Origin of the sequence: Glycomyces terrestris (assembly GCF_003933745.1) — a bacterium.
Classification (GTDB): Bacteria; Actinomycetota; Actinomycetes; order Mycobacteriales; family Micromonosporaceae; genus Glycomyces; species Glycomyces terrestris.
Map to the genome: position 1 here is coordinate 544,647 of NZ_RSEB01000002.1, position 24,260 is coordinate 568,906.

General features: G+C 73.0%; 22 protein-coding genes. 13 read left to right on the forward strand and 9 right to left on the reverse strand.

The annotated features are described in order from the left end of the window. From EIW28_RS08045 to EIW28_RS08070, 6 genes are all read left to right on the forward strand, one after another. On the forward strand, window positions 1–1,005 hold the full coding sequence (locus EIW28_RS08045; RefSeq protein WP_125247182.1) for a hypothetical protein: 1,005 nt from the start codon (window positions 1–3) through the stop codon (window positions 1,003–1,005). A 34-nt stretch (window positions 1,006–1,039) separates the two neighbouring features. After that, on the forward strand, window positions 1,040–1,786 hold the full coding sequence (locus EIW28_RS08050) for an SDR family NAD(P)-dependent oxidoreductase (RefSeq protein ID WP_125247183.1): 747 nt from the start codon (window positions 1,040–1,042) through the stop codon (window positions 1,784–1,786). Next, on the forward strand, window positions 1,787–3,220 hold the full coding sequence (locus tag EIW28_RS08055; protein WP_125247184.1) for a metallophosphoesterase: 1,434 nt from the start codon (window positions 1,787–1,789) through the stop codon (window positions 3,218–3,220). A 79-nt stretch (window positions 3,221–3,299) separates the two neighbouring features. Beyond that, window positions 3,300–4,001, forward strand: a complete 702-nt coding sequence (locus EIW28_RS08060; RefSeq protein WP_125247185.1) for an alpha/beta fold hydrolase — start codon at window positions 3,300–3,302, stop codon at window positions 3,999–4,001. Window positions 4,002–4,243: 242 nt separating this feature from the next. Further along, a complete protein-coding gene (locus tag EIW28_RS08065) occupies window positions 4,244–4,894 on the forward strand; it encodes a phage antirepressor KilAC domain-containing protein (RefSeq protein ID WP_125247186.1) in 651 nt (216 codons plus the stop codon). Window positions 4,895–5,240: 346 nt separating this feature from the next. After that, window positions 5,241–6,467, forward strand: coding sequence for a beta-1,3-glucanase family protein (locus tag EIW28_RS08070; RefSeq protein WP_125247187.1), 1,227 nt, complete (start codon window positions 5,241–5,243; stop codon window positions 6,465–6,467). A gap of 141 nt (window positions 6,468–6,608) precedes the next feature. Here the strand turns inward: EIW28_RS08070 and EIW28_RS08075 are convergent, their stop codons facing one another. Genes EIW28_RS08075 through EIW28_RS08090 form a run of 4 tightly spaced genes read right to left on the reverse strand, consistent with a single transcriptional unit; the run spans window position 6,609 to window position 10,188 of the window. Continuing rightward, window positions 6,609–7,265 carry a response regulator gene (locus EIW28_RS08075; RefSeq protein ID WP_125247188.1) on the reverse strand — a complete coding sequence of 219 codons (657 nt, stop codon included), beginning with the start codon at window positions 7,263–7,265 and terminating at the stop codon, window positions 6,609–6,611. Then, window positions 7,255–8,511 (reverse strand): sensor histidine kinase, encoded by a 1,257-nt coding sequence (locus tag EIW28_RS08080; RefSeq protein WP_125247189.1) that lies wholly within the window; start codon window positions 8,509–8,511, stop codon window positions 7,255–7,257. Before EIW28_RS08080 ends, EIW28_RS08075 begins: the two co-directional genes overlap by 11 nt. A 4-nt stretch (window positions 8,512–8,515) precedes the next feature. Next, window positions 8,516–9,250, reverse strand: a complete 735-nt coding sequence (locus EIW28_RS08085; protein WP_125247190.1) for an ABC transporter permease — start codon at window positions 9,248–9,250, stop codon at window positions 8,516–8,518. Between the two features lie 29 nt (window positions 9,251–9,279). Then, a complete protein-coding gene (locus EIW28_RS08090; RefSeq protein WP_125247191.1) occupies window positions 9,280–10,188 on the reverse strand; it encodes an ABC transporter ATP-binding protein in 909 nt (302 codons plus the stop codon). Between the two features lie 430 nt (window positions 10,189–10,618). On the opposite strand from EIW28_RS08090, the gene EIW28_RS08095 reads away from it, so the two are divergent. Continuing rightward, window positions 10,619–11,425, forward strand: coding sequence for an isocitrate lyase/PEP mutase family protein (locus EIW28_RS08095; protein ID WP_125247192.1), 807 nt, complete (start codon window positions 10,619–10,621; stop codon window positions 11,423–11,425). Window positions 11,426–11,502: 77 nt separating this feature from the next. On the opposite strand, the gene EIW28_RS08100 is transcribed toward EIW28_RS08095, so the two are convergent. After that, window positions 11,503–11,949, reverse strand: a complete 447-nt coding sequence (locus tag EIW28_RS08100; RefSeq protein WP_125247193.1) for a PaaI family thioesterase — start codon at window positions 11,947–11,949, stop codon at window positions 11,503–11,505. 424 nt (window positions 11,950–12,373) lie between these two features. After that, window positions 12,374–13,009 (reverse strand): LysE family translocator, encoded by a 636-nt coding sequence (locus EIW28_RS08105; RefSeq protein ID WP_125247194.1) that lies wholly within the window; start codon window positions 13,007–13,009, stop codon window positions 12,374–12,376. Between the two features lie 201 nt (window positions 13,010–13,210). Between EIW28_RS08105 and EIW28_RS08110 the strand changes: the two genes are divergently transcribed. Beyond that, window positions 13,211–14,878 carry a hypothetical protein gene (locus EIW28_RS08110; RefSeq protein WP_125247195.1) on the forward strand — a complete coding sequence of 556 codons (1,668 nt, stop codon included), beginning with the start codon at window positions 13,211–13,213 and terminating at the stop codon, window positions 14,876–14,878. A 52-nt stretch (window positions 14,879–14,930) separates the two neighbouring features. Here the strand turns inward: EIW28_RS08110 and EIW28_RS08115 are convergent, their stop codons facing one another. The 3 genes from EIW28_RS08115 to EIW28_RS08125 all read right to left on the reverse strand — a co-directional run bounded on the left by EIW28_RS08115 (window position 14,931) and on the right by EIW28_RS08125 (window position 19,001). Further along, a complete protein-coding gene (locus tag EIW28_RS08115) occupies window positions 14,931–15,473 on the reverse strand; it encodes a histidine phosphatase family protein (protein WP_125247196.1) in 543 nt (180 codons plus the stop codon). Window positions 15,474–15,635: 162 nt separating this feature from the next. After that, the gene (locus tag EIW28_RS08120) at window positions 15,636–16,463 is read right to left on the reverse strand and encodes an SAM-dependent methyltransferase (RefSeq protein WP_187350586.1); all 828 of its coding nucleotides are present in this window, start codon (window positions 16,461–16,463) and stop codon (window positions 15,636–15,638) included. A 204-nt stretch (window positions 16,464–16,667) separates the two neighbouring features. After that, window positions 16,668–19,001, reverse strand: coding sequence for an ATP-binding protein (locus EIW28_RS08125; RefSeq protein ID WP_158630325.1), 2,334 nt, complete (start codon window positions 18,999–19,001; stop codon window positions 16,668–16,670). Window positions 19,002–19,245: 244 nt separating this feature from the next. On the opposite strand from EIW28_RS08125, the gene EIW28_RS08130 reads away from it, so the two are divergent. Genes EIW28_RS08130 through EIW28_RS08150 form a run of 5 tightly spaced genes read left to right on the forward strand, consistent with a single transcriptional unit; the run spans window position 19,246 to window position 24,159 of the window. Beyond that, entirely contained in the window at window positions 19,246–20,850 is a 1,605-nt protein-coding gene (locus EIW28_RS08130; RefSeq protein ID WP_125247198.1) for a tryptophan halogenase family protein, read from the forward strand. A 57-nt stretch (window positions 20,851–20,907) separates the two neighbouring features. After that, window positions 20,908–21,975 carry a monodechloroaminopyrrolnitrin synthase PrnB family protein gene (locus EIW28_RS08135; protein WP_197717148.1) on the forward strand — a complete coding sequence of 356 codons (1,068 nt, stop codon included), beginning with the start codon at window positions 20,908–20,910 and terminating at the stop codon, window positions 21,973–21,975. Next, a complete protein-coding gene (locus EIW28_RS08140; RefSeq protein ID WP_125247199.1) occupies window positions 21,972–23,207 on the forward strand; it encodes an FAD-dependent monooxygenase in 1,236 nt (411 codons plus the stop codon). Before EIW28_RS08135 ends, EIW28_RS08140 begins: the two co-directional genes overlap by 4 nt. After that, on the forward strand, window positions 23,204–23,794 hold the full coding sequence (locus EIW28_RS08145) for a flavin reductase family protein (protein WP_125247200.1): 591 nt from the start codon (window positions 23,204–23,206) through the stop codon (window positions 23,792–23,794). Before EIW28_RS08140 ends, EIW28_RS08145 begins: the two co-directional genes overlap by 4 nt. Further along, the gene (locus EIW28_RS08150; protein WP_125247201.1) at window positions 23,794–24,159 is read left to right on the forward strand and encodes a DoxX family protein; all 366 of its coding nucleotides are present in this window, start codon (window positions 23,794–23,796) and stop codon (window positions 24,157–24,159) included. Before EIW28_RS08145 ends, EIW28_RS08150 begins: the two co-directional genes overlap by 1 nt. The last annotated feature ends 101 nt before the right edge of the window (window positions 24,160–24,260 follow it).

Sequence of the window (24,260 nt, forward strand, 5' to 3'; positions counted from 1 at the left end):
ATGGACCAGACCGCTCCGCGCGAGCCCTTCGTGCGCCGCCTCGCCCCCGCGCTCGGGCTCGCCCTGCTCGCGCCCGTGTGCGCCGAAATGCTCTCCGGCTACGACGCCACCACCGGCGACCCGGCCGCCCTCCTCATGACCATCCTCTTCGGAGCCGCGCTATACGGCGCGCCGGCGCTCCTCATCCGCGAGACCGCCCGCCGCGCCGGACTCGGCTGGGCCGGCGTCCTGCTCCTGGCCGCCGCACTCGGGACCGTCCAGGCCGGGATCATCGACCAGTCCCTGTTCTCCACCGACTACCGCGGCATCGACTACTGGGACGAGATGACCCGCCCCACCTGGATCGACCCGCTCGGCCTCAGCGCGTCCGCAGCCCTCACCTTCATCGGCGGGCACACCCTCTGGAGCTTCACCGCCCCGATCGCGATCGTCGAGGCCGTCGACGGACGCGAACCGCCGCGGCCCTGGCTCCGCGCGCCCGGACTCGCCGTCACCGCCCTCCTCTACCTCGCCGCCGCCTGGCTCGTGCTCCGCGACCACCTCGCCAACGAGCGCGACCACGCCTCCGCCGCCCAGCTCACCGGCGCCGCCGCCACCGCCGCACTCCTCATCGCCCTGGCGTTCCTCCTGGGCCGCAAGCGGAAGCGCCCGGTGCCGCGGCGCGTCCCGCCGCCCGCCGCGCTCCTCCCGGCCGCCGCCGCGGCCCTCATCGCCGCGAACTGGACCCCCACCTGGACCGGCGTCGCCGTCACCGCGAGCCTCGCCATCGGCGGCGGCGCGGCCATCGCCCACTGGTCCCGCTCCGAAACCTGGACCCGCCGCCACCCGACCGCGCTCGCCGCGGGCGCACTCCTCGCCGTCGTCCTCCCCAGCTTCCTCACCGACCCGATCGGCGAGACCGACCCGGTCGCCAAGTACGCCAACAACACCGCCATGACGCTCCTCGTCGCGGCCCTCGCCTGGTGGGCACTGCGCCGCGCGGCCCGCACCGCGCCGCCGCGCTAGAGTCGGACCGCACACGACCGAAGGGAGCACCACCATGGCACGCACCGCAGTCGTCAGCGGCGGAGGCACCGGCATCGGCCGCGCCGTCGCCGAGCGCTTCGCCGCCCAAGGCGACGACGTGATCATCGTCGGCCGCCGCGAGGACGTCCTCGCCGAGGCCGCGGCCGGGATCGGCGAGCGCGCCACCCACGTCGCCGCCGACCTCGAAACCCCCGAAGGCGCCCTTGAAGTCCTCCAGCACGCCTCCGAGCGCGCCGGCCGCATCGACGTCATCGCCGCAGTCGCGGGCGGCAACGCCGCCAACAAGATCCCCGAAGAGATCCCCAAAGGACTCGAACGCGCCTCGTGGGCCTGGAACGCGAACCTGCGCCTCAACGTGATGACCGCCGTCCACCTCGTCGAAGGCCTCAAACCGATCCTCAACGACGGCGGCCGCATCGTCCTCTTCAGCTCCATCGCCGCCTACCGCGGCTCCGGCAGCGGCAGCTACGCCGGCTCCAAGGCCGCGCTCCACCCCTACGCGATCGACCTCTCCGCCGAACTCGGCGCCCGCGGCATCACCGCGAACGTCATCGCGCCCGGCTACATCGAGCAGACCGAGTTCTTCGGCTCCTCGATGACCGAGGAGCGCCGCGCGATGCTGGTCGGCCAGACCCACAACGGCCGCCCCGGCTCGCTCGACGACATGGCCGCCCTCACCGCCTGGCTCGCCTCGCCCGAGGCCGGGCACGTGACCGCCCAGATCATCCAGTCCAACGGCGGCGCCCTGGCCGGGCGCTGAGTGGACGCGCTCTGGTCGATCGTCCCCGACATCGCGATCCCTGTCGGCTTCACCCTCCTCCACGCGTACCTGTGGCTGCGGCTGTGCCGCGACTCGACCCGCCCCGGCTCGCGGTGGCGCCCGGCCGGCGCGGTCGTCCTCGGCGTCCTGGGCGCGACCGGGATGCTCGCCTGGTTCCTCACGCCCTCGACGTACGCGCCGATGTGGCTCCAACAGCAGGTCGGCTGGCCGGGCTGGATCTGGTTCGGTGTCCTGATGTACCTGGGCGGCATCCTGGTCCTGGCGGAGCCCTTGCGGTGGTTCCTGTTGCGGCGCAAGGAGGGCGGGGCATCATCGTCGGAGTCGGAGTCGGAGTCGGAGTCGGAGTCGGAGTCGGAGTCGGAGTCGGAGTCGGAGTCGGAGTCGGGGTCGGGGTCGGGGTCGGATCGTGAACCTGAACCCGTAGCCGTAGCCGAGCCTGAGCCCGAACTAGAGCCCGAGGTCAAACCAGAACCCGAGGCCAAACCAGAGCCCGAGGCCGAACTCGGCCCCAAACCCGAACCCTCATCCGATCGCCGCGACGCGGCCTCTCCCGGCAATGCCATGTCACACAGCACCGGCCTGACCCGCCGCGTAGTCGTCTCGCGGGCCATCGGCATCGGCGCGGCCGCCGCCGCCCTCGGCACCGTCGGCCACGGTCTGTACGAGGGCTACCGGACACCGCGCCTCAAGCCCGTCACGGTGCCGCTCGCCCGCCTCGACCGGGCCTTCGACGGCTACCGGATCGCGATCGTCGGCGACACGCACTTCTCCGCGATCCGCGGCCGCGGCTACTGCGAGCGCGTCGTCGACCGGATCAACGGCACCCAGCCCGATCTCATCGCGTTCGTGGGGGACCTCGCGAGCAACGAGGCCGACCAGCTGCGCCGCGAGACCGAGCCGCTGTCGCGCTTGAGCGCCAGCGAGGGCGCGTTCTTCGTCGCCGGGAACGCCGAGCACTATGTGGGCGCCGACGCCTGGTACGACCGCGTCGCGGAGCTCGGCATGACCGGCCTGCCGAACCGACGTGTCGAGCTGCCCGGCTTCGACCTGGCCGGCGTCAACGACCTCATCGTGGAGCAGCGCGGCATGCAGGACACCGAGATCGGCCCGGATTTCGAAGCGGCCCTTGGCGACCGCGACCCGGCGCGCCCGGTGGTCCTGCTGGCGCACCAGCCCTCGGCCGTCGAGCGGATCGCCGGCTACGGCGTCGACCTCCAGCTCTCCGGCCACACCCACGGCGGCCAGATCTGGCCCGTCCACTACCTCTCGCGCCTACGCAGCGGCCAGCTCGCGGGCCTGGAGACCCACGGCGACACCCAGGTCTACGTCACCAGTGGCGCCGGCACGAACGGCCCCCCGATCCGCGTGGGCGCCGACGCCGACATCACCGTGATGACGCTCCGCGCCGCCTGAACCGTGCCGTTCGCCCCGCTGACGCCGCGGGCGGCGGATCAGGTCCCGGGTGTCGGGCCCGGCCGCTAGGGTCGGGGCCATGGACATCATCTTGATCCCCGGTTTCTGGCTCGACGCGTCCTCCTGGGACGACATCACCCCCGCGCTCGAGAAGGCCGGGCATCGGACCCACCCGCTCACCTTGCCGGGCATGGAGTCCGTCGACGCCGACCGCTCCGGCATCGGCCTGCGCGACCACATCGACTTCGTGGTCGCCAAGGTCGACGAGCTCGACGGCCCCGTCGTCCTCGTCGGCCACTCCGGCGGCGGCGCGGTCGCCCACGCCGTGGCCGACGCTCGGCCCGATCGCATCGCCCGTGTCGTCTATGTGGACTCGGCCCCGCTCGGCCCCGGCGGCGTCATCAACGACGAACTGCCGGTCGTCAACGGCGAGATCCCGCTCCCGGACTGGAACGTCTTCGAGGACGAGGACCTCGTGGACCTCACCCCCGAACTGCGCGAGGCGTTCCGCGCCCGCGCGATCCCCACTCCCAAGGACGTCGCGTTCGACAAGCAGGTCCTCCACGACGAGCGCCGCTTCGACGTGCCGATCACCATGATCTGCTGCGAGTTCCCCAGCGCCATGATCCTCGCCTGGATCGAGCAGGGGGTCCCCTTCGTCAAGGAGCCCGCCTCGGTCAAGGACGTCACCTACATCGACCTCCCCACCGGCCACTGGCCCCAGCTCACCAAGCCCGCCGAACTCGCCGAGGCCATCGTCTCCGCGGTCGGCAAGGCGTGACCGTACGCGCGCCAGCCCCACCCGGGGCCGGCGCGCGGGCGCTGTGCCTTGAGTGATCTGAGTGGCCTGAGAGGACGGTGAAGCGGGTTTTCGAACAGGGCGCGCGGGAAGTGAAAAACCTTCGCTGAACTGCGGGAATTCATGGCGTTCAGAGGGCGGAAAATGTCGTACCCCGAACGTATGATCGAAGGCAGGACGGTCCTTGGAAGCCGCTGAGGACGCCCTCCCGAGAGGAGCCGAACATGCTCGAATCCGCCCCAGTTCAGCAGCCCGCCGCGCGGGACGCCATGCCGCACCTCGGATACCGCGCCTGGCAGCGCTACCAGGACGCCGCGCAGACGGCGGTGGTCCTGCGCGGGATCGCCGCCGACGTCGCCGTCGAGACCACGCCGATCGACGCCGACGACCTCGACGAGATCGAGGTGGCCCGCAGGTACCTGGCCGCGTTGGAAGCCAAGCGGCGCTTGCAGATCAAGCTCGCCGACCTCGCCCCGGCGGCCGCCTCGTGGGAGGTCCTCGCCTCCGGGCGCGGCGACTACTCGGTCGGCGACGCCGCGAAGATCCTCTCGCGCGACCCGTCCATCGACATCGGACAGAACCGGCTGTTCACGGCCCTCGCCGAGTTCGGCTGGACCTACCGGCAGCGCGGCGACCAGGGCTGGCGCGTCTACCAGTCGTCGATCACCGCCGGCCGCCTGTCCGAGATCCCCCAATCCCACTCCCACCCCCGGACCGGGCGCCGGGTCATCGACCCGCCCCAGATCCGCGTCACCGCCAAGGGCCTCGCGGAACTGCGCGAACGCCTCGGCGGCGGCCGCACCGAGGTGATCGTGGAACTTCCGCGCCGCGTCCCGGGCGAGGCGCTCGCGGAGATCGAGGCCGCCCGCGAATGAACCCCTTGGCCGGGCGGCCGCTGCTGCGGCCGCCCGGTTGCGGGCCTCGGCGGTCGAGGTCGCTCGCAGCCTGGTTGCGGGCCTCGGCAGTCGAAGTCGCTCGCAGCCTGCGGCGAGGCCGCTTGCCGCCCGGTTGCGGGACTCGGCAGTCGAGGCTGCTCGCCTCCCGTGCGAAGGTCGTCGCGGCCAGGCCCGCAGGTGCAAACCTCGGCCAATCACGGGACGTGCGGAGGGCGCTTCAGCGTGTGCGGCAAGCGTTTTGCTGGCATTCGCCCCTTTAATCTATTAACAAACCATGTTAATGTCTGCGAATTCCTCGATATCCGACAGATCCGGAGGTACCTCGATGGTCTCCCGCAGATCCATGATCACCCTGACCGCGGCCGCCGGCGCCGTGGCCGCGAGCTCGCCGTGGTGGCGATCCTTCGCCGCCCCCGAAGCCGAGGCCGCGCCCGCCACCTGCGAACTCGCGCTCGCCAACGACACCGACACCAGCGCCGTGTACGCCTACGTGACCGGCCGCGAGTTCGGCACCGGCCGCATGATGCTCCTGCGCGGCGGCGGCCAGGCCCCGTACTACATCGAGCAGCCCGGCGCGACCAACACGCCGCTCCCGGTCGACTGCGCCATCCCGCTGAACCCGCCCGGCGCGGCCCCGGCCGTGGTCACGCTGCCGCGCATGTACGGCGCCCGCGCCTACTTCGTGCGCGAGTCCAAACTCGACTTCTACGTCAACCCGGGCCCCGCGCTCGTCGAGCCCGCGCTCCACAACCCCGCCGACACCAACTACGGCAAGATCGTCTCCTTCTGCGAGTTCACGTTCAACGACGTGCAGCTGTTCGTGAACGTCAGCTACGTCGACCTCGTCACCGCCCTCCCGATCGGCCTGCGCCTCCAAGGCGACGGCGACCACTCGGTGGCGGCGCTCGACAACGGGGCCGTCGAGGCGATCGCCGCCGACCTCGAGGCGCAGGCCGCCGCCGACGGCCACCCGTGGGACTCGCTCGTCATGCGCGGCGGCGACGGCAGGATCCTCCGCGTCGTCTCGCCGCAGAACGTCATGGCGCCCTACTTCGGGCGGCCCGACATGCCGTTCGCCGACTACTGGACCGGCTACGCCGACCAGGTCTGGAACCACTACCGCGCCAACGACCTCCGCATCGACCTCCAGGGCGGGCGCGGGGTCCTCACCGGCCGCGTCCAAGGCGACCTCCTCGTCTTCGGCGACGGCTCGGCCTTCCCGAAGCCGACCTCCCAGGACGTCTTCACCTGCAACCACGGGCCGTTCGCCAACAACCCGTCCGACCCGGACTCGAAGAAGGCCCTGCTCGCGCGCCTCGCCGCCGCCTTCAACCGCAGCACGATCCACAGCCACGCCGACCAGCCGAACGGGCCGGCCGTCGCCGACTTCTACGCGCACGACGTCACCAACCACTACGCGCGCGCCGTCCACGACAACTCGCCGATCGGCTACGCCTTCCCGTACGACGACGTCACGCCCGACGGCGTCCCCGACCAGTCCGGCGTCGCCTTCGACGGCAACCCGACCCGCCTGACCCTCACGGTCACCTAAGTAGACCCCCTGGGGAGGAGGAACCCGTCCGGCCGGAGACCGCGCGCAACGAGAGAGCGCTCTCGCCGGTCGGACGGACCGCCCTTCACCGTGATCCGTTCGGTGCGCGCCGCCCTAGTACGCCGCGTCGGCCACGAAGACTCACCGCCCCTTGGGCTGCAACAGGCCCCGCTCGTAGGCGACCGCGACCGCCGCCGCGCGGTCGTTGACCTCCAGCTTCGCGTACACGTGCATCAGGTGCGTCTTCACAGTCGCCTCGCTGATGAACAGCTCCGCGGCCGTCTCCCTGTTGCTGCGCCCCTTCGCGATCAGGGCCAGCACCTCCAGCTCGCGCTCGCTCAGCGGCCCCTGCGTGCCCGCCGCCGCGGGCCGGCGCACCTGCGCCATGAGCACCGACGCCACCGAGGGCGCGAGCACCGTGCCGCCCTCGTGCGCGGCCCGAATGGCCCGCCGCAGCTCCTCGGGCGAGGCGTCCTTGAGCAGGTACCCGGCCGCGCCGGCCTCGATCGCCGGCAGCACGTCGGAGTCCGTGTCGTACGTGGTGAGCACCAGGACCTTCGCCGCCGCGCCGAGCGCCGCGAGCTCCCGGATCGCCGTCACCCCGTCCGTGCCCGGCATCCGCAGGTCCATGAGCACCACGTCGGGCCCGAGCGCGAGCGCCCGGTCGACGGCCTCCCGGCCGTCGGACGCCTCGCCCACGACCTCGATGTCGCCGCCGCGCGCGAACATGCCGCGCAGCCCGTCCCGGACCACCGGATGGTCGTCCGCGATCAGCACCCGGATCGGCTCAGGCGGCATCGGCCACCCCCTGCGGCACCGCCGGGACGATCGCCGACACGACCGTGCCGCGGCCCGGCTCCGACTCGATCGACAGGCTCCCTGCGATCCGCGACACGCGCTGGCGCATCGCCGAGAGCCCGTACCCGCCTTTGCTCCCGGCCGTCGTCCGGGCCGGCTCGAAGCCGACCCCGTCGTCCCGCACGTCCAGCGCCAACTCGTCCTCCATGTACGACAGGGTGATCCCGATCCGGCCCGCGCCGGCGTGCTTGGCCGCGTTGGTGAGCGCCTCCTGCGTCACCCGCAGCAGCGTCACCTCCACCTCCGGGTGCATCGGCCGGGCCTCCCCGGTGGTCACCAGCTCCACCGGGACCGCATGGGCCGCAGACCACTTCGCGGACACCTCCGCGAGCGCCTCCGGCAGCTGTGCGGCGTCCAACGTGGGCGGACCGATCGCCTGTACGGTGCGCCGCGCCTCGGCCAGGCTGTCCCGCGCCAGCTCCACCGCGCTGTCGAGGTGGCGGCGTCGCTGCGCCTCGTCGTCGGTCGCGTCCACGGCCTGGAGCTGCGCGATGATCCCGGCCAGGCCCTGCGCGACGGTGTCGTGGATCTCGCGGGCCATGCGCTGGCGCTCGTCGAGGACGCCGGCCTCGCGGGCCTGCGTCATGAGCTGCATGTGGAGGCCCGCGTTCTCCTCCATGGCCGCCTCGCGGGCCCGGAACGCCTCCTCGCGCTCGGCGCGGAGCTTCTCCATCCGGTCGTTGAGCAGGAACCCGAAGCTGATCGCCAGGGTCTGGACGCACACGATGACCGCGTACCCCGAGTACGCCTGAACGCTCGGCACCTCCACGATCGTCGAGTTCACCACCACCGAGGTCGCCCCGATCCCCGTCACGATCATCCACAGGGGACGCAGCAGGCCGGCGTGGAAGAAGCCGGTGACGACGAAGATGAAGTACAGCATGTCGTACCGCATGAGCGCGAACCCGAACGCGATGAAGCCGATGAAGTACACCGTCATCCGCACCGGGGAGAACGCCTCCTCCGTCATGCGCGTGAACCCGAAGTACACCCACACGGCCGCCGCGGCCGACAGGGCCACGGCGGTGGTCCGGTCGGCCGCGGTCAGCTCCGACAGCAGCGCGCTCAGGGCGGTCGCGACCGCCAGCGTCAGGTACGGCACCAGCTCCAGGAACCGGCTGTAGATCTTGTGGATGCCGGACGAGCGCTCGCCGATCAGCTCGGGGCTCCACGGCGCCGTCTGCATTTCACTACTCCCACTTGAAGATCCGGGCCGAGGCGGTGCCCGCGGCCAGAGCGGTCGCCGCCATCACCAGGAGCGGCAGCGCGGCCGGGGTCTCGCCGTTCCAGCTGTCGAGCAGCGTCTGGACGCCCGGCGGCACGAAGTCGCCGATGCGGGCCACCGCGTCGGGGAGCATGAACCGGGGGAGGTACACGCCGCCGAAGAACATGGTCGACATGAACAGCACCGACGCGATCCCGGAGGCGGCGCGGGAGGTGGCTGCCGTGGCCGCCACCAGCATACCGAGCGCGAAGACCGCGGTGATGCCGAGGACGAACGCCAGTGCGAACCACAGCGGGCTCTCCGGCAGCGGCACGCCGTAGGCGATCCGGCCCGCGACGATCACGAGCAGCGAGGACACCAGGGCCGCCCCGACGTTGACGACGAGCTGCGCCGAGAGGAGCTTCGCGGGGTGGACGGGGGTGGTGCGCATGCGGCGGAGCACGCCGCGCTCGCGGTAGCCGGCCATGACCGTCGGCAGGTTCGTGAGGCCGACGACGCCGACCGACATGACGATCATCGAGGGCGCGAAGTAGTCGATGAACCGGATGCCGCCCATCTCGGGAGAGGGCTCGCGCAGCATCGGGACCGCGCCGAGCCCGAGGAGGATGACCGCGGGGAGGAGCAGGCCGACGACGAGCGCGGTCGTGTCGCGGACGAACAGCCGGGCCTCGGCCTGGACGAGCTTCATGAAGGATGACATCGGGGGACTCCTGTTTCCGTTGCTGGGGTTCAGTTCTCGATGGACTTGCCGGTGAGGGCGACGAACGCGTCGTCGAGGCTGACCTGCTCGACGCGCAGGTCGGCGGCCACGATGTGGTTGCGGGCCAGGACGGACGCGACGGCCTGGAGCAGGTTCCCGCTGCCGGAGACGACCACCTGGGGGCCGTTCCGCTCGACGCCGGCCACTTCCGGCAGGTCGAGCAGGAGCGCGTCGGCGAACTCCGCGGAGGGCCGGAAGCGCACGCGCTGCTCGGCGCTGACGCGCGCGGTGAGCCCGGCCGGGGAGTCGACGGCGACGACCTTGCCGGAGTCGATGACGGCGAGGCGGTCGCAGAGCCGCTCGGCCTCGTCCATGAAGTGGGTGACCAGGATGATCGTGACGCCGGTGTCGCGGACCTGCTCGATGAGGTCCCACGTGTCGCGCCGGGCCTGCGGGTCGAGCCCGGTGGTGAGCTCGTCGAGCACGGCGATGCGCGGGTTCCCGATGAGCGCCAGGGCGATCGAGAGGCGCTGCTGCTGGCCGCCGGAGAGCTTCCCGAACGGCGTCCGGCGCTTGGCGCCGAGCCCGAGCGACTCGATGAGCCGGTCCGGGTCGGCCGGGTTGGGGTAGAAGGACCGGTACAGGTCCAGGGCCTCGCCGACGCGCATCTTGTCGGGCAGGCGGCTCTCCTGGAGCTGGACGCCGAGGATCTGCTTGAGCTCCTTGGCGTCGCGCGCCGGGTCGAGGCCCATGACCGAGACGGTCCCGGCGTCGCGGTCGCGCAGCCCGGCGACGCACTCGACGGTGGTGGTCTTGCCCGCGCCGTTCGGGCCGAGGATGCCGAAGATCTCGCCTTCGTCCACTGTGAACGAGACGCCGTCGGCGGCCCGCTGCTCCCCGTAGTGCTTGACCAGGTCCTTGACCTCGATGATCGCCATGGTGGCCTCCTTGCTTCGTGTGAGACAAGATTCGCAAGGATCCGGGCCCGGGGCATCGACCGCGAAGCTGAAGGCGCGGTTGATCCCGGCGATCAACCGATCGGTTGATGCGGTCCACCGGGGGAGTGGGAGGCGGCCGATTCGCCGGAAAACCAAGGGTCGATTGAGTGGTATATCGAAGTCGAGGTTTCGGAGGTGACGATGCCCGGGGGCCGCCGCGCGCCGCGCGGCGGCCCCCGGGCGAAGGAAGGCAGACAGCGGGCGAGGGGCAGCGGCGCGGCGGCCCCCCGCGAAGCACGACGGATGGCTGGCGAGGGGCAGCGGCGCGGCGGCGGCCCTGCGAACGCGAATCGGTCCGGGCGCTTCGGCCGCGAATGGTGATGTCGGATCCTGGCCAGACACGAAGCGACACGGCTGATTTGATTGCGGCATGACGAACGAACTGGCGCAGCGCTTCCGCTCCCTCCACACCACCCCGCCCCTGCTCCTCCCGAACTGCTGGGACGCCGGCAGCGCTGCGGTCATCGCCGCCGCGGGGGCGCCCGCGATCGCCACCACCAGCGCGGGCGTCGCCTGGAGCCTCGGCCGCCCCGACGGTGACGCGCTCAAGCGCGACGAGGCCGTGGCGGTCGTCGAGCGCGTGGTGCGCGCGGTGGACCTGCCGGTCACCGCCGACGTCGAATCCGGGTTCGGCCGCACCCCGAAGGGGGTCCGCAAGACCCTGGCGGCCGTCGCCGCCGCGGGGGCGGTCGGTGTCAACATCGAGGACACCGTCGCCGAGGAGCCCGGTTCCCTGCGGCCGCTGACCGACCAGGCCGAGCGCCTGGCCGCGGCCCGCGAGGGCGCTGGGCCCGACCTGTTCATCAACGCCCGCATCGACATCTACCTCGCCGGCATCGGCGAACCGGAGACCCGCCTGGCCGCCGTCATCGAGCGCGCCGCGGCTTATGCGGAAGCGGGCGCCGACGGCATCTTCGTTCCCGGTGTCACGGACCCCGAGACGATCACCGCGCTCGTCAACGCGATCAGCCTGCCGCTCAACATCCTCGCGGGCCCCGGCGCCCCCGCGCCCTCCGCGCTGGCGAAGCTCGGCGTGGCCCGCATCAGCCTCGGCTCCCAAGTGGCCTCGGCCGCGTATGCGGCCGCCCGCCGCGCCGCCTTGGGCCTCTTCGACTCCGACACCTACGACACCGAAGGCGGCATCGACTACGGCACCATGCAGTCCCTGCTCGGATAACACATGACATGTGACATGCCACCCGCGTTTGGCAAGCGGAAGCGGCGCAGCGACAGCCCCGGCGCGTCCGTGCGTTCCTATGCTGCCGGGGCGTCGCGGATCATGCAGGTGAGGCGGCCGGTGCAGATGCGGCGGCCGTCGTCGTCGCTGACGACGATCTCGTAGGTGGCCGTGGATCGTCCGCGGTGGATCGGGGTGGCGACGCCGGTGACCGTGCCGGCGCGGACCGCGCGGTGGTGGGTCACGTTCAGGTCCACGCCGACCGCGATCCGGCCGGGCCCGGCGTGGAGCATCGAGCCGACCGAGCCGAGCGTCTCGGCGAGCACCGCCGAGGCCCCGCCGTGGAGGAGACCATACGGCTGCCGGTTCCCTTCGACGGCCATCCGGGCCACGACCCGCTCCGGGGCGGCCTCCAGCACCTCGATGCCCATGCGCGCGCCCAGCTCCCCGGCGGAGAACAGCTCCTGGAGGTCCATCCCCGCACCGGCGAACCGGTCGAGGACCTCGGGCGGAAACTCGGTCATGTCCGGCGGCTCCAATCGTCGTCCCGCGGCCGGGCGGCACTGCCCGGCCCGCGCCCGCGGCCCCGCGGGCCGCGCGCCAGGACAGTCTAGGACCGGCCCCGGACCGCCCGGACCCGTCACCTCCACCGGCGCGGCAGCGCCCCCGCTTCCCCTGGGGTGCACGGCATCCAGGCCGGAACGAAAGGACGCGTTCGGGTGTCGGGCGGTCGATCCGCCCGGCACCCGAACGCGTCGGGGGTGCGGACTAAGCCGGTGCGCAGGTCATGTCGCGGCGACCCAGGGATCGGACCGCCGCGAGCCGCAAGAACGATATGGGATCGCGGTGAGGACCCACCGACCATACATCCATGAACATCTATGTGCAAGCGCTCCCAAACGGGTGCGGGACGCCGCATCCGCCCGCCGGAACCGGGCGGCCGAGGACTCAGGCGCGCTCGCCCGCCGCGGCCGCGATGCCCAGGCCGATGAGCGCCGTGCCGCCCGTGCGGGCCAGCACCAGCTTCGGCTTCGGCCGCCGGAACACGTCGCGCGCCGCCGCGGCCACCAGCCCCCACACCGTGTCGCACAGCGCCGCCAGCAGCGCGAACGTGCCGCCCAGCAGCAGCATCTGCGCGGTCGCCGACCCCGTCGAGGGATCGACGAACTGCGGCAGGATCGCCAGATAGAACAGGATCGTCTTCGGGTTCAGCAGCCCGACCAGGAAGCCCTCGCCGATCGTCTGCACCGTCCGCTTCGGCGCCGCCCGCTCGCCCTCCGGCGGGGTGATCAGCCCCTGCCGGTCCCGGAGCGCCTTGACGCCCAAGTAGACCAGGTACGCCGCCCCCGCGTACTTCACGATCGCGAACGCCAGCGCCGACTCGCTGATGATCGCGCCCAGGCCGACCGCCACGAGCGCCGACGCGCAGAACGTGCCCGCCGCGTTCCCCCACGCCGTCAGCAGCGCCTGCCGCCGTCCGTAGATCAGCGCCCGGCTCACGGTGAACATGACCGAGGGCCCGGGGATGATGATCAGGATGAGCGAGGCGGCGACGAACGCCAGGAAGTTCGCGGGATCCGACATGAGCCCATCAAAGCACCGCCCGCCCGCGGCGGGCAACCCGATTCCGGCCCGCGACCGCGCCGAGGCCGAACCGACGCCTCACACGCGCCTCGCGGCACTCCGTCCACGGACGCCTCCGGAGTCACAAGACCGCAGGTAGGCACCGGATTCCCGCGTGATACAGAGTTCTCCTACCGCTCTCATCCCTCCGCAGGAGCCCCCATGGTCCTTCCGCCCGGGGCGGGCGCGCCCCCGCCCCCCGACGACCCCACCCTGACGTTCCAGCGCGCGCCGCGCTGGCCCCTGCCGCCCCCGCCCGCCACCCAGTTCCCGCCCCCGTCGGTCCAGCCGCGCAGCGACGCCTCGCGCGTCGCGGGCGGCCTCGCCCTCCTGGCCGTGCCCGTGGTCGCCCTCGTCGTCGCCTACGTCCTGCCGACGATCCGCACCTACGAGCTCAGCCGCCTCCAGGGCTTCGCCCTCGGCGAGACCGAGGACGCCGGCGGCGCGAACTACGACAGCGTGCTCGCCTCGGGCGAACTGTGGGACGGCATCGGCCACCTGCTCGGGCCGACCGGCCTCATGGTCCTCGGCGGGGCCGTCGTCGCCCCGCTCATCGCGCTCCTGGTCCACCGGGCCGGCGCGGGCGTCCGCGCCGTCGCGCGCGTCGCGTGGGCGCTGGCCGCGATCACGTTCGCGCCCGCGGCGCTCACCGTCGCCTGGCTCGTCGACCGGGTCGTCACCGAGAGCGAAGTCCAAGCGAGCCTGTACGACTGGCCGTGCCTCGTCTCCGGCGTCGTCATCGGCACCGGCGTCCTCACCGGGCTCGCGGCCCTGCGCGGCGGGAACGCCGACGGCAGGACGGCGGGCACCGTCGCCGCCGCCGCGGGCCTGACCGCGCTCGCGCTGGCCGCGGCCGGGCTCCAGACGTTCGCGTTCGACACGATCAGCGGCCTGCCCGCCGACGTGCGCCTGCCCCTGCACCAGGTGTACGACGGCGTGCGCGCCGGCATGGACGTCGGCTCCGCGGCCGCGACCTCCGTGATCCTCCTCGGCATCCTCGCCGTCCTCGGCGTCGGCGCCGCCGTCCTGTTCGCGGCAGCCAAAGTTCGCATCGACGTCGACCCCGAACCGGCCGAGCCGGCCGGGACGCGCGCGGGCGCGGCCGTCGCGGCGTTCGCCGTCCTGCTCCTCGCTCTCGCCGCGGTCGGCTACTTCCTGCTGCCGTGGCTCGCCCGCGCCGGCGAGGTCTCCGATCCGCCGCAGGACCTGTGGTTCACCATCCGCCGCACCTGGGTCCCGCCGCTGATCACCACCGGGGTCGCGGTCACCGCCGCCGCGGTCGGCGGCTTCGCGATCGGGGCGCTGCGGCCCTTCGGCGACGCCTCCCGCTGGGTCCTGCTCCTGTTCGCGCCCTGGCTGTTCGTCGGCACCGGGCCGCTCGCGGCCGCGCACCTCGAAGCGGTGGCCGAACCGGGCGAGTGGGTCGTCATCGGGTCGCTCCCGCCGCGGGCGTGGATCGCCGTGCCGCTGCTGTTCCTGTTCACGGCCCTGTGCTGGGGCCTCCAGGACCGCCGCCGCGCCCGCATCGCGCAGGGCCACCCGCGTGGCGCGGCGAACGCCGCGTTCGCCAAGGCCGCCTTGCCGTTCGCGCTCCTGGCCGTGCTGGCGCTGCTCCTCGTCCACGTCCAGGACCTGTTCTGGAACGAGCTGACGTACCAGGACATGCTCTCCGCGGGCGTCATGCGGTACGCGCTGGAGCACCTCGACTTCGAGCACACCGGGATCGCCTACGGGTTCCCGCTGCCGGTCCTGATCCCGTACGCGCTGGCCGCGGCCGCCCTCGCGGTCTGGTACCTGCCGCGCGTCGCGGTGCGCACCGGCCGGGCCTGAGGACGCGGAACGGGGGCCGGCTTGCCTCGGCCCCCGCTCCGCCTCGCGCGCTTCAGTTCCTGACGAACTCGATGTCGTGGAAGCGGCCCGCCGCGGTGTCGTAGTGGAGCCGCGCGCCCTCCATGTACCCGAACAGCGGGCCCCAGTCGTCGTGGTCGGCGTCGGGGAAGAGCGCCACGAGCCCGCACTCGATGTGGCCGCCGTGCCCGATGACCAGGGCCGCGTCGCCGGGGCCGAGGGGCGCGAGGAGTTCGGACCACTGCCGGGCGAGGGCGTGCGCGTAGTCGCTGACGGCGCTGCCGCGGCGCCCGACCAGGCGCGCGAGCCGCGTGAACGGGGCGCCGACGTCGAAGGAGGCCGCCTGCGACTCCTGGAGGAATGCGTTCACATTGTGGAGGGTCGGGAGCTCGACGGTGACCGCGAACCCCATGGCGATGGCCGTCTCGCGCGCCCGCGGGGCGACGCTCGTGGCGACGGTCTGGAAGGGGCCCATGAGGGTGCCGGACCAGCGCGCCAGTTCGACCCCCTCCTGCGAGAGGTGGACGGCCTCGTCGCCGTTGCGCTTGCTGTGCCGTCGGATCTCGAGCATGGGCATAGGCGGTCTCTTCTCTTCTCGAACACGCTGCACAGCGGGTGGAGCGTGTGGTGCGCCGGCGGTCCGCATCGAGCCTACTGGTCCCGGACGAAGCGGGGCGAAGGTGGCTGCGTGACCTAGGTCAAGAGTCGGTTCGGGTTGGGGCCCAGGGTGTCGGGCCCGTCAGGGCTTGACGGCGATCGCGGCCATCTGGGTCCGCTCGTACGGCTCCAGGTCCGCGAACTCGGGAACGGCGCGCCCGGGGTCCTCCGGGTACCACCGCGAGACGTACTCCAGGCCCGGGGCGACCAGCGGCATCCCCAGGAAGTGGCGTTCGAGGCGCTCGACGGGGCGGCACCAGCCGTTCCCGAGCGTCTCCAGGCACGCGCGCGAGAGCGCGTGCTGGGCCGGGTCGCCGGTGTCGGGCCAGGCGGTGATGAACAGGTGCGAGCCGGACGCGAGGGGCTCCATGAGCGCCGCGATGATGTCGTCGGGCCGCTCATCCTCGGCGATCTGCATGATCATGCCGATGAGCATGAGGCCCACCGGGCGGTCGAAGTCGAGCGCGCCGCGCACCTCCGGGTTCGCGAGCACCCCCTCGGGGTCGCGCAGGTCGGCGGTGACCACGGTGGTGGTGCGGTCGTCGGCGAGCAGGGCGCGGCCGTGGGAGAGCACCATCGGGTCGTTGTCGACGTAGACGACGTGGGTCTCCGGGTTGATCTCCTGCGCGGCCTCGTGCGTGTTCTGCTTCGTGGGCAGGCCGCAGCCGATGTCGAGGAGCTGGTCGATCCCGGCCGCGCGCACCATGTACCGGACGCCGCGCACGAGGGCGGTCCGGTTGAGCAGGGCGCACTCGCGGGCCTGGGGGATGTGCCGCATGAAGACGTCGGCGGCTTCGCGGTCGGCCTTGAAGTTGTCCCTGCCGCCGAGGATGGCGTCGTAGACCCTGGCGGTCGAGGGCACCTCGGGGTCGATCCCCGGCGGCGGCCATTCGGGGGCTGCTTCGTTCACGGCAATCCAATCGGCGCTGAATGGGCAGTTCACGGGGGGATCAGGCGCGTCGCGGCGGGCGGGCGCGGCGCTGCCGGGGGAGGCCGGTCGACATCCGGCCCAGGGGGTCCCGCCGCCGGTGCGGGACGTGGCTCCAGCCTACGCCATCGGCCCGGGGACCACGAGCTGCGCTCCCCAAGGGGACGTTGGCATCCCGGGGCCCCGCTACGCCGTCAGGGTCCGGTGGCGCCCGACCGGCCGCGGGGACCGCTCCGGCCCCGCGCCGCCGTCGAGGCGCAGCCGCACCGCGTTCGCGAGCGGGTCCCCGAGGGCCGCCAGGACCGGCTCGGCGGTGCGCCACTCCAGCCGCGCCCCGGCCACGTCCCCGAGGTCGTACCGCAGGTTCCCGAGCCGGTACCGGAACCGGCCCTCGCTGAGCTGGTCGCCGATCTCCGCGGCGAGCGCCAGCGCGCTGCGGTAGGCGTCCGCGGCCCGGCCGTGGTCGCCCATCTCCAGGCAGGTCTCGGCGATCACCTGGAACGAGCGCATCTGCGCCCAGCGGTTCCCGATGAGCTCGGAGCGGTCGAGCGCGGCCCGGAACATCTTGAGCGCCATCTCGAACCGGCCCTCGCCGACGTACGCGCGGCCGATCGCGCACAGGCTCGACCCCTCGCCCCACGGGGTCCCGGCCCGCTCGGCGTTGTCGTAGGCGCGGCGGGCGTGCTCCAGGGCCTCGCCGACGCGGCCGCGCCGCACGCACGCGTGGCTGAGCCCGCACAGCGCCTGGACGAGCCCGGCCGCGTCGCGGACCCGCTCGTAGTGCGCGACGGCGTCCTCGAGGAGGACGATCGCCTCGGCGGGCCGGTGCAGCTCGGTGTACGCCTCCGCGAGGTTGACCGCGATGGCGGCCGCGACGGTCGCGTTCCCGGTGCGGCGGGCCGCGGCGAGCGCGGTCTCGCCGCTGGCCGCATAGGACTGCCAGTGCCGCATGAGGACGAAGTAGCCGCCCGCGGCGTAGGCGAGGCGCCAGGCGAAGTCGTGCTCGCCGGCCTCGGCCGCGAAGCGCACGAGGGCGACGATGTTGTGCCGTTCGCGCTCGTACCAGTGGAGGGCGTCCCGGGCGGTCGCGACGGGCGCGCCGGGGAGGGCGGGCACGTCGAGGCCGAACCAGTCGGGCATGAGGAGCCGGGTGGCGGCCGCGGCGGTCCCGGTGTACCACTCCAGGAGCCGCTTCGCGGCGTCGTCGGGCTCGTCCTCGGCGACCCACCTGGTGGTCGCGTAGAGCCGCAGCAGGTCGTGCATCTGGTAGCGGCTGGGCCCGGGAGACTCGACGAGGTTGGCGTCGACGAGGGTCTCGAGGCGGTCCTCGGCGTCGGCCTCGGGGATGCCGGCGAGGCGGGCGGCGACGAGGGGTCCGAAGTCGAGGCCGGGGAAGAGCGCTCCCAACCGCCGGAAGACGAGCCGCTCGTCGGCTTCGAGCGCCCGGTAGGACATGGAGAACGCCTCCATGAGCTGGAGGTCGCCGGCTTCGAGCTCGGCGAGGCGGCGGCGCTCGTCGCGCAGCCGCTCGGTCAGCGTCCCGACCTTCCACTGGGGACGACTGGCGAGCCGGGCCCCGGCGATTCGCAGCGCGAGCGGCAGGTGCCCGCACTGCTCGGCGAGCTCCGCGGCGGCCCGCGGCTCGGCCGCGACCCGGTCGGCCCCGGCGGTGCGCGCGAGGAGTTCGAGGGACTCCTCGGCGCTGAACGGCCCGAGCCGGAGCGTCTGCGCCCCTTCGAGTCCGATGAGGCTGTTGCGGCTGGTGGCGATGACGACGCAGCCGGGAGTGCCGGGCAGGAGCGGGCGCAGGTCGGCCTCGCCGCGGGCGTTGTCGAACACCAGGAGACAGCGGCGGTGGCGCAGGAGCGAGCGGTAGGCGCAGGCGAGCTCGTCGAAGTCGGCGGGGACGCGCTCGTCGGGGTGTCCGAGGGTCCGCACGCACTGGCGCAGCACCGTCTCGGGGGCGAGGCGGCGCTCGTCGAAGCCGCGCATGTTGATGAACAGCTGGCCGTCGGGGAACTCGGGGGCGAGCCGCTGGGCGAGGTGGACGGCGAGCGTGGTCTTGCCGAGGCCGGGGCCGCCGGTGATGCCGATGACGATGGGGGAGCGGCGGTCCGGTTCGTCCATCGCGGCGAGGACGGTGTCGTGGAGGGTCGCGGTCTCGGCGGCGCGCCCGGCGAAGTCGGGCAGGTCGGCGGGCAGCTGGTACGGCAGCGGGGCGGCGGCCCGCGCGGCCGGGCGGGCCGGCGTCCCCTGGAGGTCGCGCTGGAGCCGGTGCCAGCGCCGGGCCCACACCTCGGGGTCGGCGCCGCACGCGGCCGCGTACGCCTGGACGACGTCCAGGGACGGCATCTCGCGGCCCGAGGCGGCCCTGGCGAGGGTGGACGCGGAGTAGTGCGCCTTGGCCGCCATGGCCCGGTAGGTGCTGCCGGGCGCGGCGGCGCGGAGCTCGCGCAGCCGCTGCGCGAACTGCTCCAGCGGACCCCGCCCGGGGTCGATCGGTTGTTCTGGTCTTCCCATGGCCTCGCTCTTCGCCTCGGAACCGTGCCGGTCGGGTCGCCCGGGTGAACAACTCTCATCGTATCGAGGTGCGGCAATGTTCGCGGTGCGAACACGCGCGGGCGGGTTCCGCGCTCCAGTCACGTTGTCGCGCAACAACCGCACGGCTGGCCGACAACCGTGACGCTCCGTAGCGTCGTTGCCGGAACCCCCTTCGAACACCAGGACGCATCCGTGCCGCGATGCGTCGGACAGGAGCCAGCGCATGGACACCTCTCCCACCGACCACCGCATCCGGAACGTGGTCGTCCTCGGCGGCGGGACCGCCGGGTGGATGACCGCCTCCTATGTGGCCAAGGCGTTCCAGGGCACGGTGAACGTGACCGTCCTGGAGGCGCCCGCGGTGCCGCGGATCGGCGTCGGCGAGGCCACGGTTCCCAACCTGCACAAGGCGTTCTTCTCGTTCCTCGGGATCGAGGAGGACGAGTGGATGCGCGAGTGCAACGCGAGCTTCAAGATGGCCGTCAAGTTCGTCAACTGGCGCACCGAGGGCGAGGGCGAACCGGTCTCGCGCACCCACCGCGGCCGGCCGGACCACTTCTACCACACGTTCGGCATCCTCCCCGCCCACGACCAGCTCCCGCTGTCGCACTACTGGTTCGCCGACCGGGCGGCCGGGCGTACCGACGAGCAGTTCGACTACGCCTGCTACCGGGAGCCGGCCGCGATGGACGCGAAGCTCGCGCCGCGCGACCGCGACGGGAACCGCTGGACGAACTACGCGTGGCACTTCGACGCGCAGCTGGTCGCGGACTTCCTGTGCCGCTTCTCGGTCAAGTCCCTCGGCGTCACGCACGTCCAGGACCGCTTCACCGAGGCCGTGCGCGACGAGCGCGGCTTCGTGACCGCGCTCAAGACCGAGTCGGGACGGGTCCTCGAAGGCGACCTGTTCGTCGACTGCTCGGGCTTCCGGGGCCTGCTCATCAACCAGACGATGCGCGAGCCGTTCCTCGACATGAGCGACTACCTGCTGTGCGACAGCGCGGTCGCGGCGGCCGTGCCGCACGACGACGAGGCCGAGGGCATCGAGCCGTACACCTCCGCGATCGCCATGAAGTCCGGGTGGACGTGGAAGATCCCGATGCTCGGGCGCTTCGGCTCGGGGTACGTGTTCTCCAGCCGCTTCACCGACCGCGACACCGCGAGCGAGGACTTCTGCCGCCTGTGGGGCCTCGACCCCGACAACACGGCCCTGAACCAGATCTCGTTCCGGGTGGGCCGCAACCGGCGCGCGTGGGTGAAGAACGTCGTCTCGGTCGGGCTCGCCTCGTGCTTCCTCGAACCGCTGGAGTCGACCGGGATCTACTTCATCTACGCGGCGATCTTCCAGCTGGTGAAGCACTTCCCGGACAAGCGGTTCGACCCGGTCCTCGCCAAGCGCTTCAACGCCGAGATCGAGACCATGTTCGACGACTCCCGCGACTTCATCCAGGCGCACTTCAAGTTCGCGCCCCGCAACGACACGCCGTTCTGGCGGGAGAACAAGAATCTGGTCCTCGACGCGGGGATGCAGGAGAAGGTCGACATGTACCGGGCCGGGATGCCGGTGAACATGCCCGTCGCGGACGAGTCCACGTACTACGGGAACTTCGAGGCCGAGTTCCGCAACTACTGGACCAACGGCAGCTTCTACTGCATCTTCTCGGGGCTCGACCTCGTCCCCGACCACGTGTACCCGACGCAGGCGCTGCGCCCCGACGCCGCCGCGGGCGCGCGGGAGGTGTTCGCGGGCATCGCCGCCGAACGCGACCGGCTCCTGGAGACCCTCCCCACCGCGTACGAGTACCTGCGCGGCCTGCACGGGAAGTAGGACCCCGCCGGGCCCGGCGCCCCTCCCGCCGGGCCCGCTTCTGAAGGGCGACAACGCATGCACCTCACCGACCCCCGCTTCGACGGGCCGCGCGCGGCCCGCCTCGACCCGCTCGGCGCCGACGCGCCGCTGCGCGCCGTCCCCGCGATGAACGCCGCCGCCGACGTCCCGGCCCTGACGGCCGCGCTGCGCCGGCTCACCCCCAGCCTCCCCGAGGTCGCGGCGTTCGACTTCTGCGAGTGCCTGGCCGCCATGCGCGACCTCGGCCTCCTGCTCGGCTCGGTCAAGCGCCACGGCGTGCAGCCGGTGCCGCTCGTGCCCGGCCTGGAGCCGGTCCTGGTCGAGCTCGGCCGGCGCACCGACATGATCCCGCGCGACACCGTCCACCACTACACCGAGTGGAACCCCTTGGGGGAGCGGCAGCGCATGTACACCGGGGACCCCCAGGAGACCGTCCTCATGGGAGGGCCGCGCGCCTCGATCCCCGAACTCGGGCGGGCCCTGGAGCGCTGCGCCGACCTCGCGGACGCCGACCTCGCCGACCCGGACTTCGTGCCGCTCCTCGACGACCTCTCGGACGCCCTGGGCGCCTTCGAGACCGCGATCGGCGACGTCGTCGCCCGCGTCTCCCCGGAGTTCTTCGCGCAGCAGATGCGGCCCTACTACGAGGAGGTCGCCGTCGCCGGCCGCGACTGGCTCGGCCCCGCGGCCGCGCACGTCCCGCTCTACCTCGCCGACCTCGCGCTGTGGGCCGCCGACGACAACGACCCCGCGTACGAGGCGTTCCTGGAGGAGTCGGCCGAGCACACGCTCCCGGCCTGGCGGGCCCTGGTGGCGCAGTGGCGCGACCGGCCCTCGATCGTGCGGCGCCTGCGCGAGGCCGCCGAGCCCGACCCCGAGCCGTGGGTCCGCCACCTCGCCGCCCTGCACCGGGTCATGCGCCGCCTCGTGGTCTTCCGCGGCCGCCACCTGGGCATCGCCCGCAAGGCGTACAAGGAGGAGGTGCGCCTGTACGAGCTCGGCTCCGGCGGCGGCTCCATCGGCCTGCTCCAGTCCATCCTGGACCTGACGCGCGACAACGCCGCCATCGCCAAGTCCCTCGTCCCCGCCGGGAGGCCCGCATGAGGATCGCCATCGCCGGCGGCGGCATCGGCGGGCTCACCGCCGCCCTCGCGCTCCACGCCGCCGGGCACCGCGACGTGCACGTCCTCGAGGCCGCCGCCGAGCTGCGGCCGCTCGGCGTGGGCCTGAACATCCTGCCCAGCGCCGTCCGCGAGCTCCACGCCCTCGGCGTCGCCGACGCCGTCGAGGGCCACGCCGTGACCACCGCCGAGCTCGCGTTCTACACGCGGCGAGGCGATCTCGTCTGGTCCGAGCCGCGCGGCCGCTTCGCCGGGCACCGCTACCCGCAGTACTCGCTGCACCGGGGCCTGCTCCAGCAGGACCTCGCCGACGCCGTCGCCGCCCGGCTCGGCCACGGCGCGATCCAGACCGGCCGCCCCGTCCTCGGCTACACCGCCGCGGACGGCCGCGTCACCGTCCACACCGGATCGGGCGACTTCGAGGCCGACCTCCTCGTCGGCGCCGACGGCCTTCACTCGGCCGTCCGGGCCGCCATGCACCCCGGCGAGGGCGGGCCCGACGCGAACGGGATGTGGATGTGGCGCGGCACCACCCGCGCCGCCCCGTTCCTCACCGGCGCCTCCATGGCCGTGCTCGGCGACGACCGCGCCAAGTTCGTCATGTACCCGATCCGGCCCGCCGACGAGACCGGGAACGCCCTGATCAACTGGGTCACCGGCCGGCCCGCCGACGGGCCCTCGCCCGCGCTCTCCCTCGCCGACCGCAAGCGCGAGGTCCTCGCCCAGTTCGGCGACTGGAAGGTCCCCTGGACCGACCTGCCCGCGCTCGTCGCCGGGGCCGCGCAGATCCACGAGTACCCGATGGTCGACCGCGCGCCCCTGCCGACCTGGACCGACGGGCCCGTCACGCTCCTGGGCGACGCCGCCCACCCGATGTACCCCGTCGGCTCCAACGGCGCCACCCAGGCCATCATCGACGGCCGCGCCCTCGCCTGGCACCTCCACAAGGGACCAGACGTCGCGACCGCGCTGCGCCGCTACGAGCACGAGCGCCTCCCGGCCACCCGCGGCGTCCAGGCCGCCAACCGCCGCATGGGCCCCGAGCGCGTCATCGACCTCGCCTGGCAGCGCGCCCCGCAGGGCTTCGACCGCATCGAGGACGTCTTCACCCCCGCAGAGCTCCAGCAAATCTCCGACGACTACGCCTCCACCGCCGGGTTCACCGTCGAGGAGCTGGCCGCCGAGTCCCCCTACGGGACCGGAGGACCGCGATGAGCACCCGGCCCGCCGCCCCGCACGCCTGCGACGGCGCCTGCGCCGACACCGGCGACCTGCGGTCCCTCATGGCCGCGTTCCCCACCGGCGTCGCCGTCGTCGCCGCCGCCGACCCCGCGGGCGAGCCGATCGGCATGACCTGCTCGTCCCTGTGCTCGGTCGCCCTCGACCCGCCCACGCTCCTGGTCTGCCTGCGCGAGCACGGCCCCACCGCCGCGGCCGTCCTCGCCTCCGGCTCGTTCACCGTCAACCTCCTCGACGACCGCGCCCGCGACGTCGCCGAGCTCTTCGCCTCCGGCGCCGCCGACCGCTTCGCGCACGTCAGGTGGCGCCCCGGCGCCGCCGGCCCCCACCTCGTCGCCGACGCCCACTCCACCGCGGACTGCCGCGTCGACCGCCGCTACACCGTCGGCGACCACGTCGTCGTCCTCGGCGAGGTCGAGCGCGTCACCGTCCGCCGCGAGCCGCGCCCCCTCCTGTACGGCATGCGGCGCTTCAAGACCTGGGAAGGAGCGGGGCCTCCGGCAGACCCCGCGGGCCGGCTCGCCGCCCGAACCCACGCAACAACCGACAACACGGAGAACTGATGAACATCGCCACCATCGTCCTTGCCCTGCTGCTGGCGGTCGCCTTCGCGGCGTCGGGGGTCGTCAAGATCCTCACGCTGCCCCCGGCCAAGGCCGACGCCGACCGCTTCGGCATGTCCTACAACGCCTACAAGGGGATCGGCGTGCTCGAATTCCTCGGCGGCGCCGGACTCGCGATCGGCGCGCTCGTGACCGACTTCTGGTGGGTCGGCGTGGCCGCCGCCGTCGGCCTCGTCGCCCTCACCATCGGCGCGCTCGCGACCCACCTGCGCGTCAAGGACCCCGCCGGGAAGGCCGCCGGGGCCCCGCTGTTCGGCGTGCTCGTCGCCGTCGCGGGCGTCCTCATCTACCTGAACGCCGCGTAGACCGCCCAGGGGCCCGGCCCGCCCGGGCCCCGTCCGGCTGCGCCTCCCGCAGCCCGCCCACCGCCCAGTCCGCTCCCTCCGCACCGAATCGAGGCCAGCCG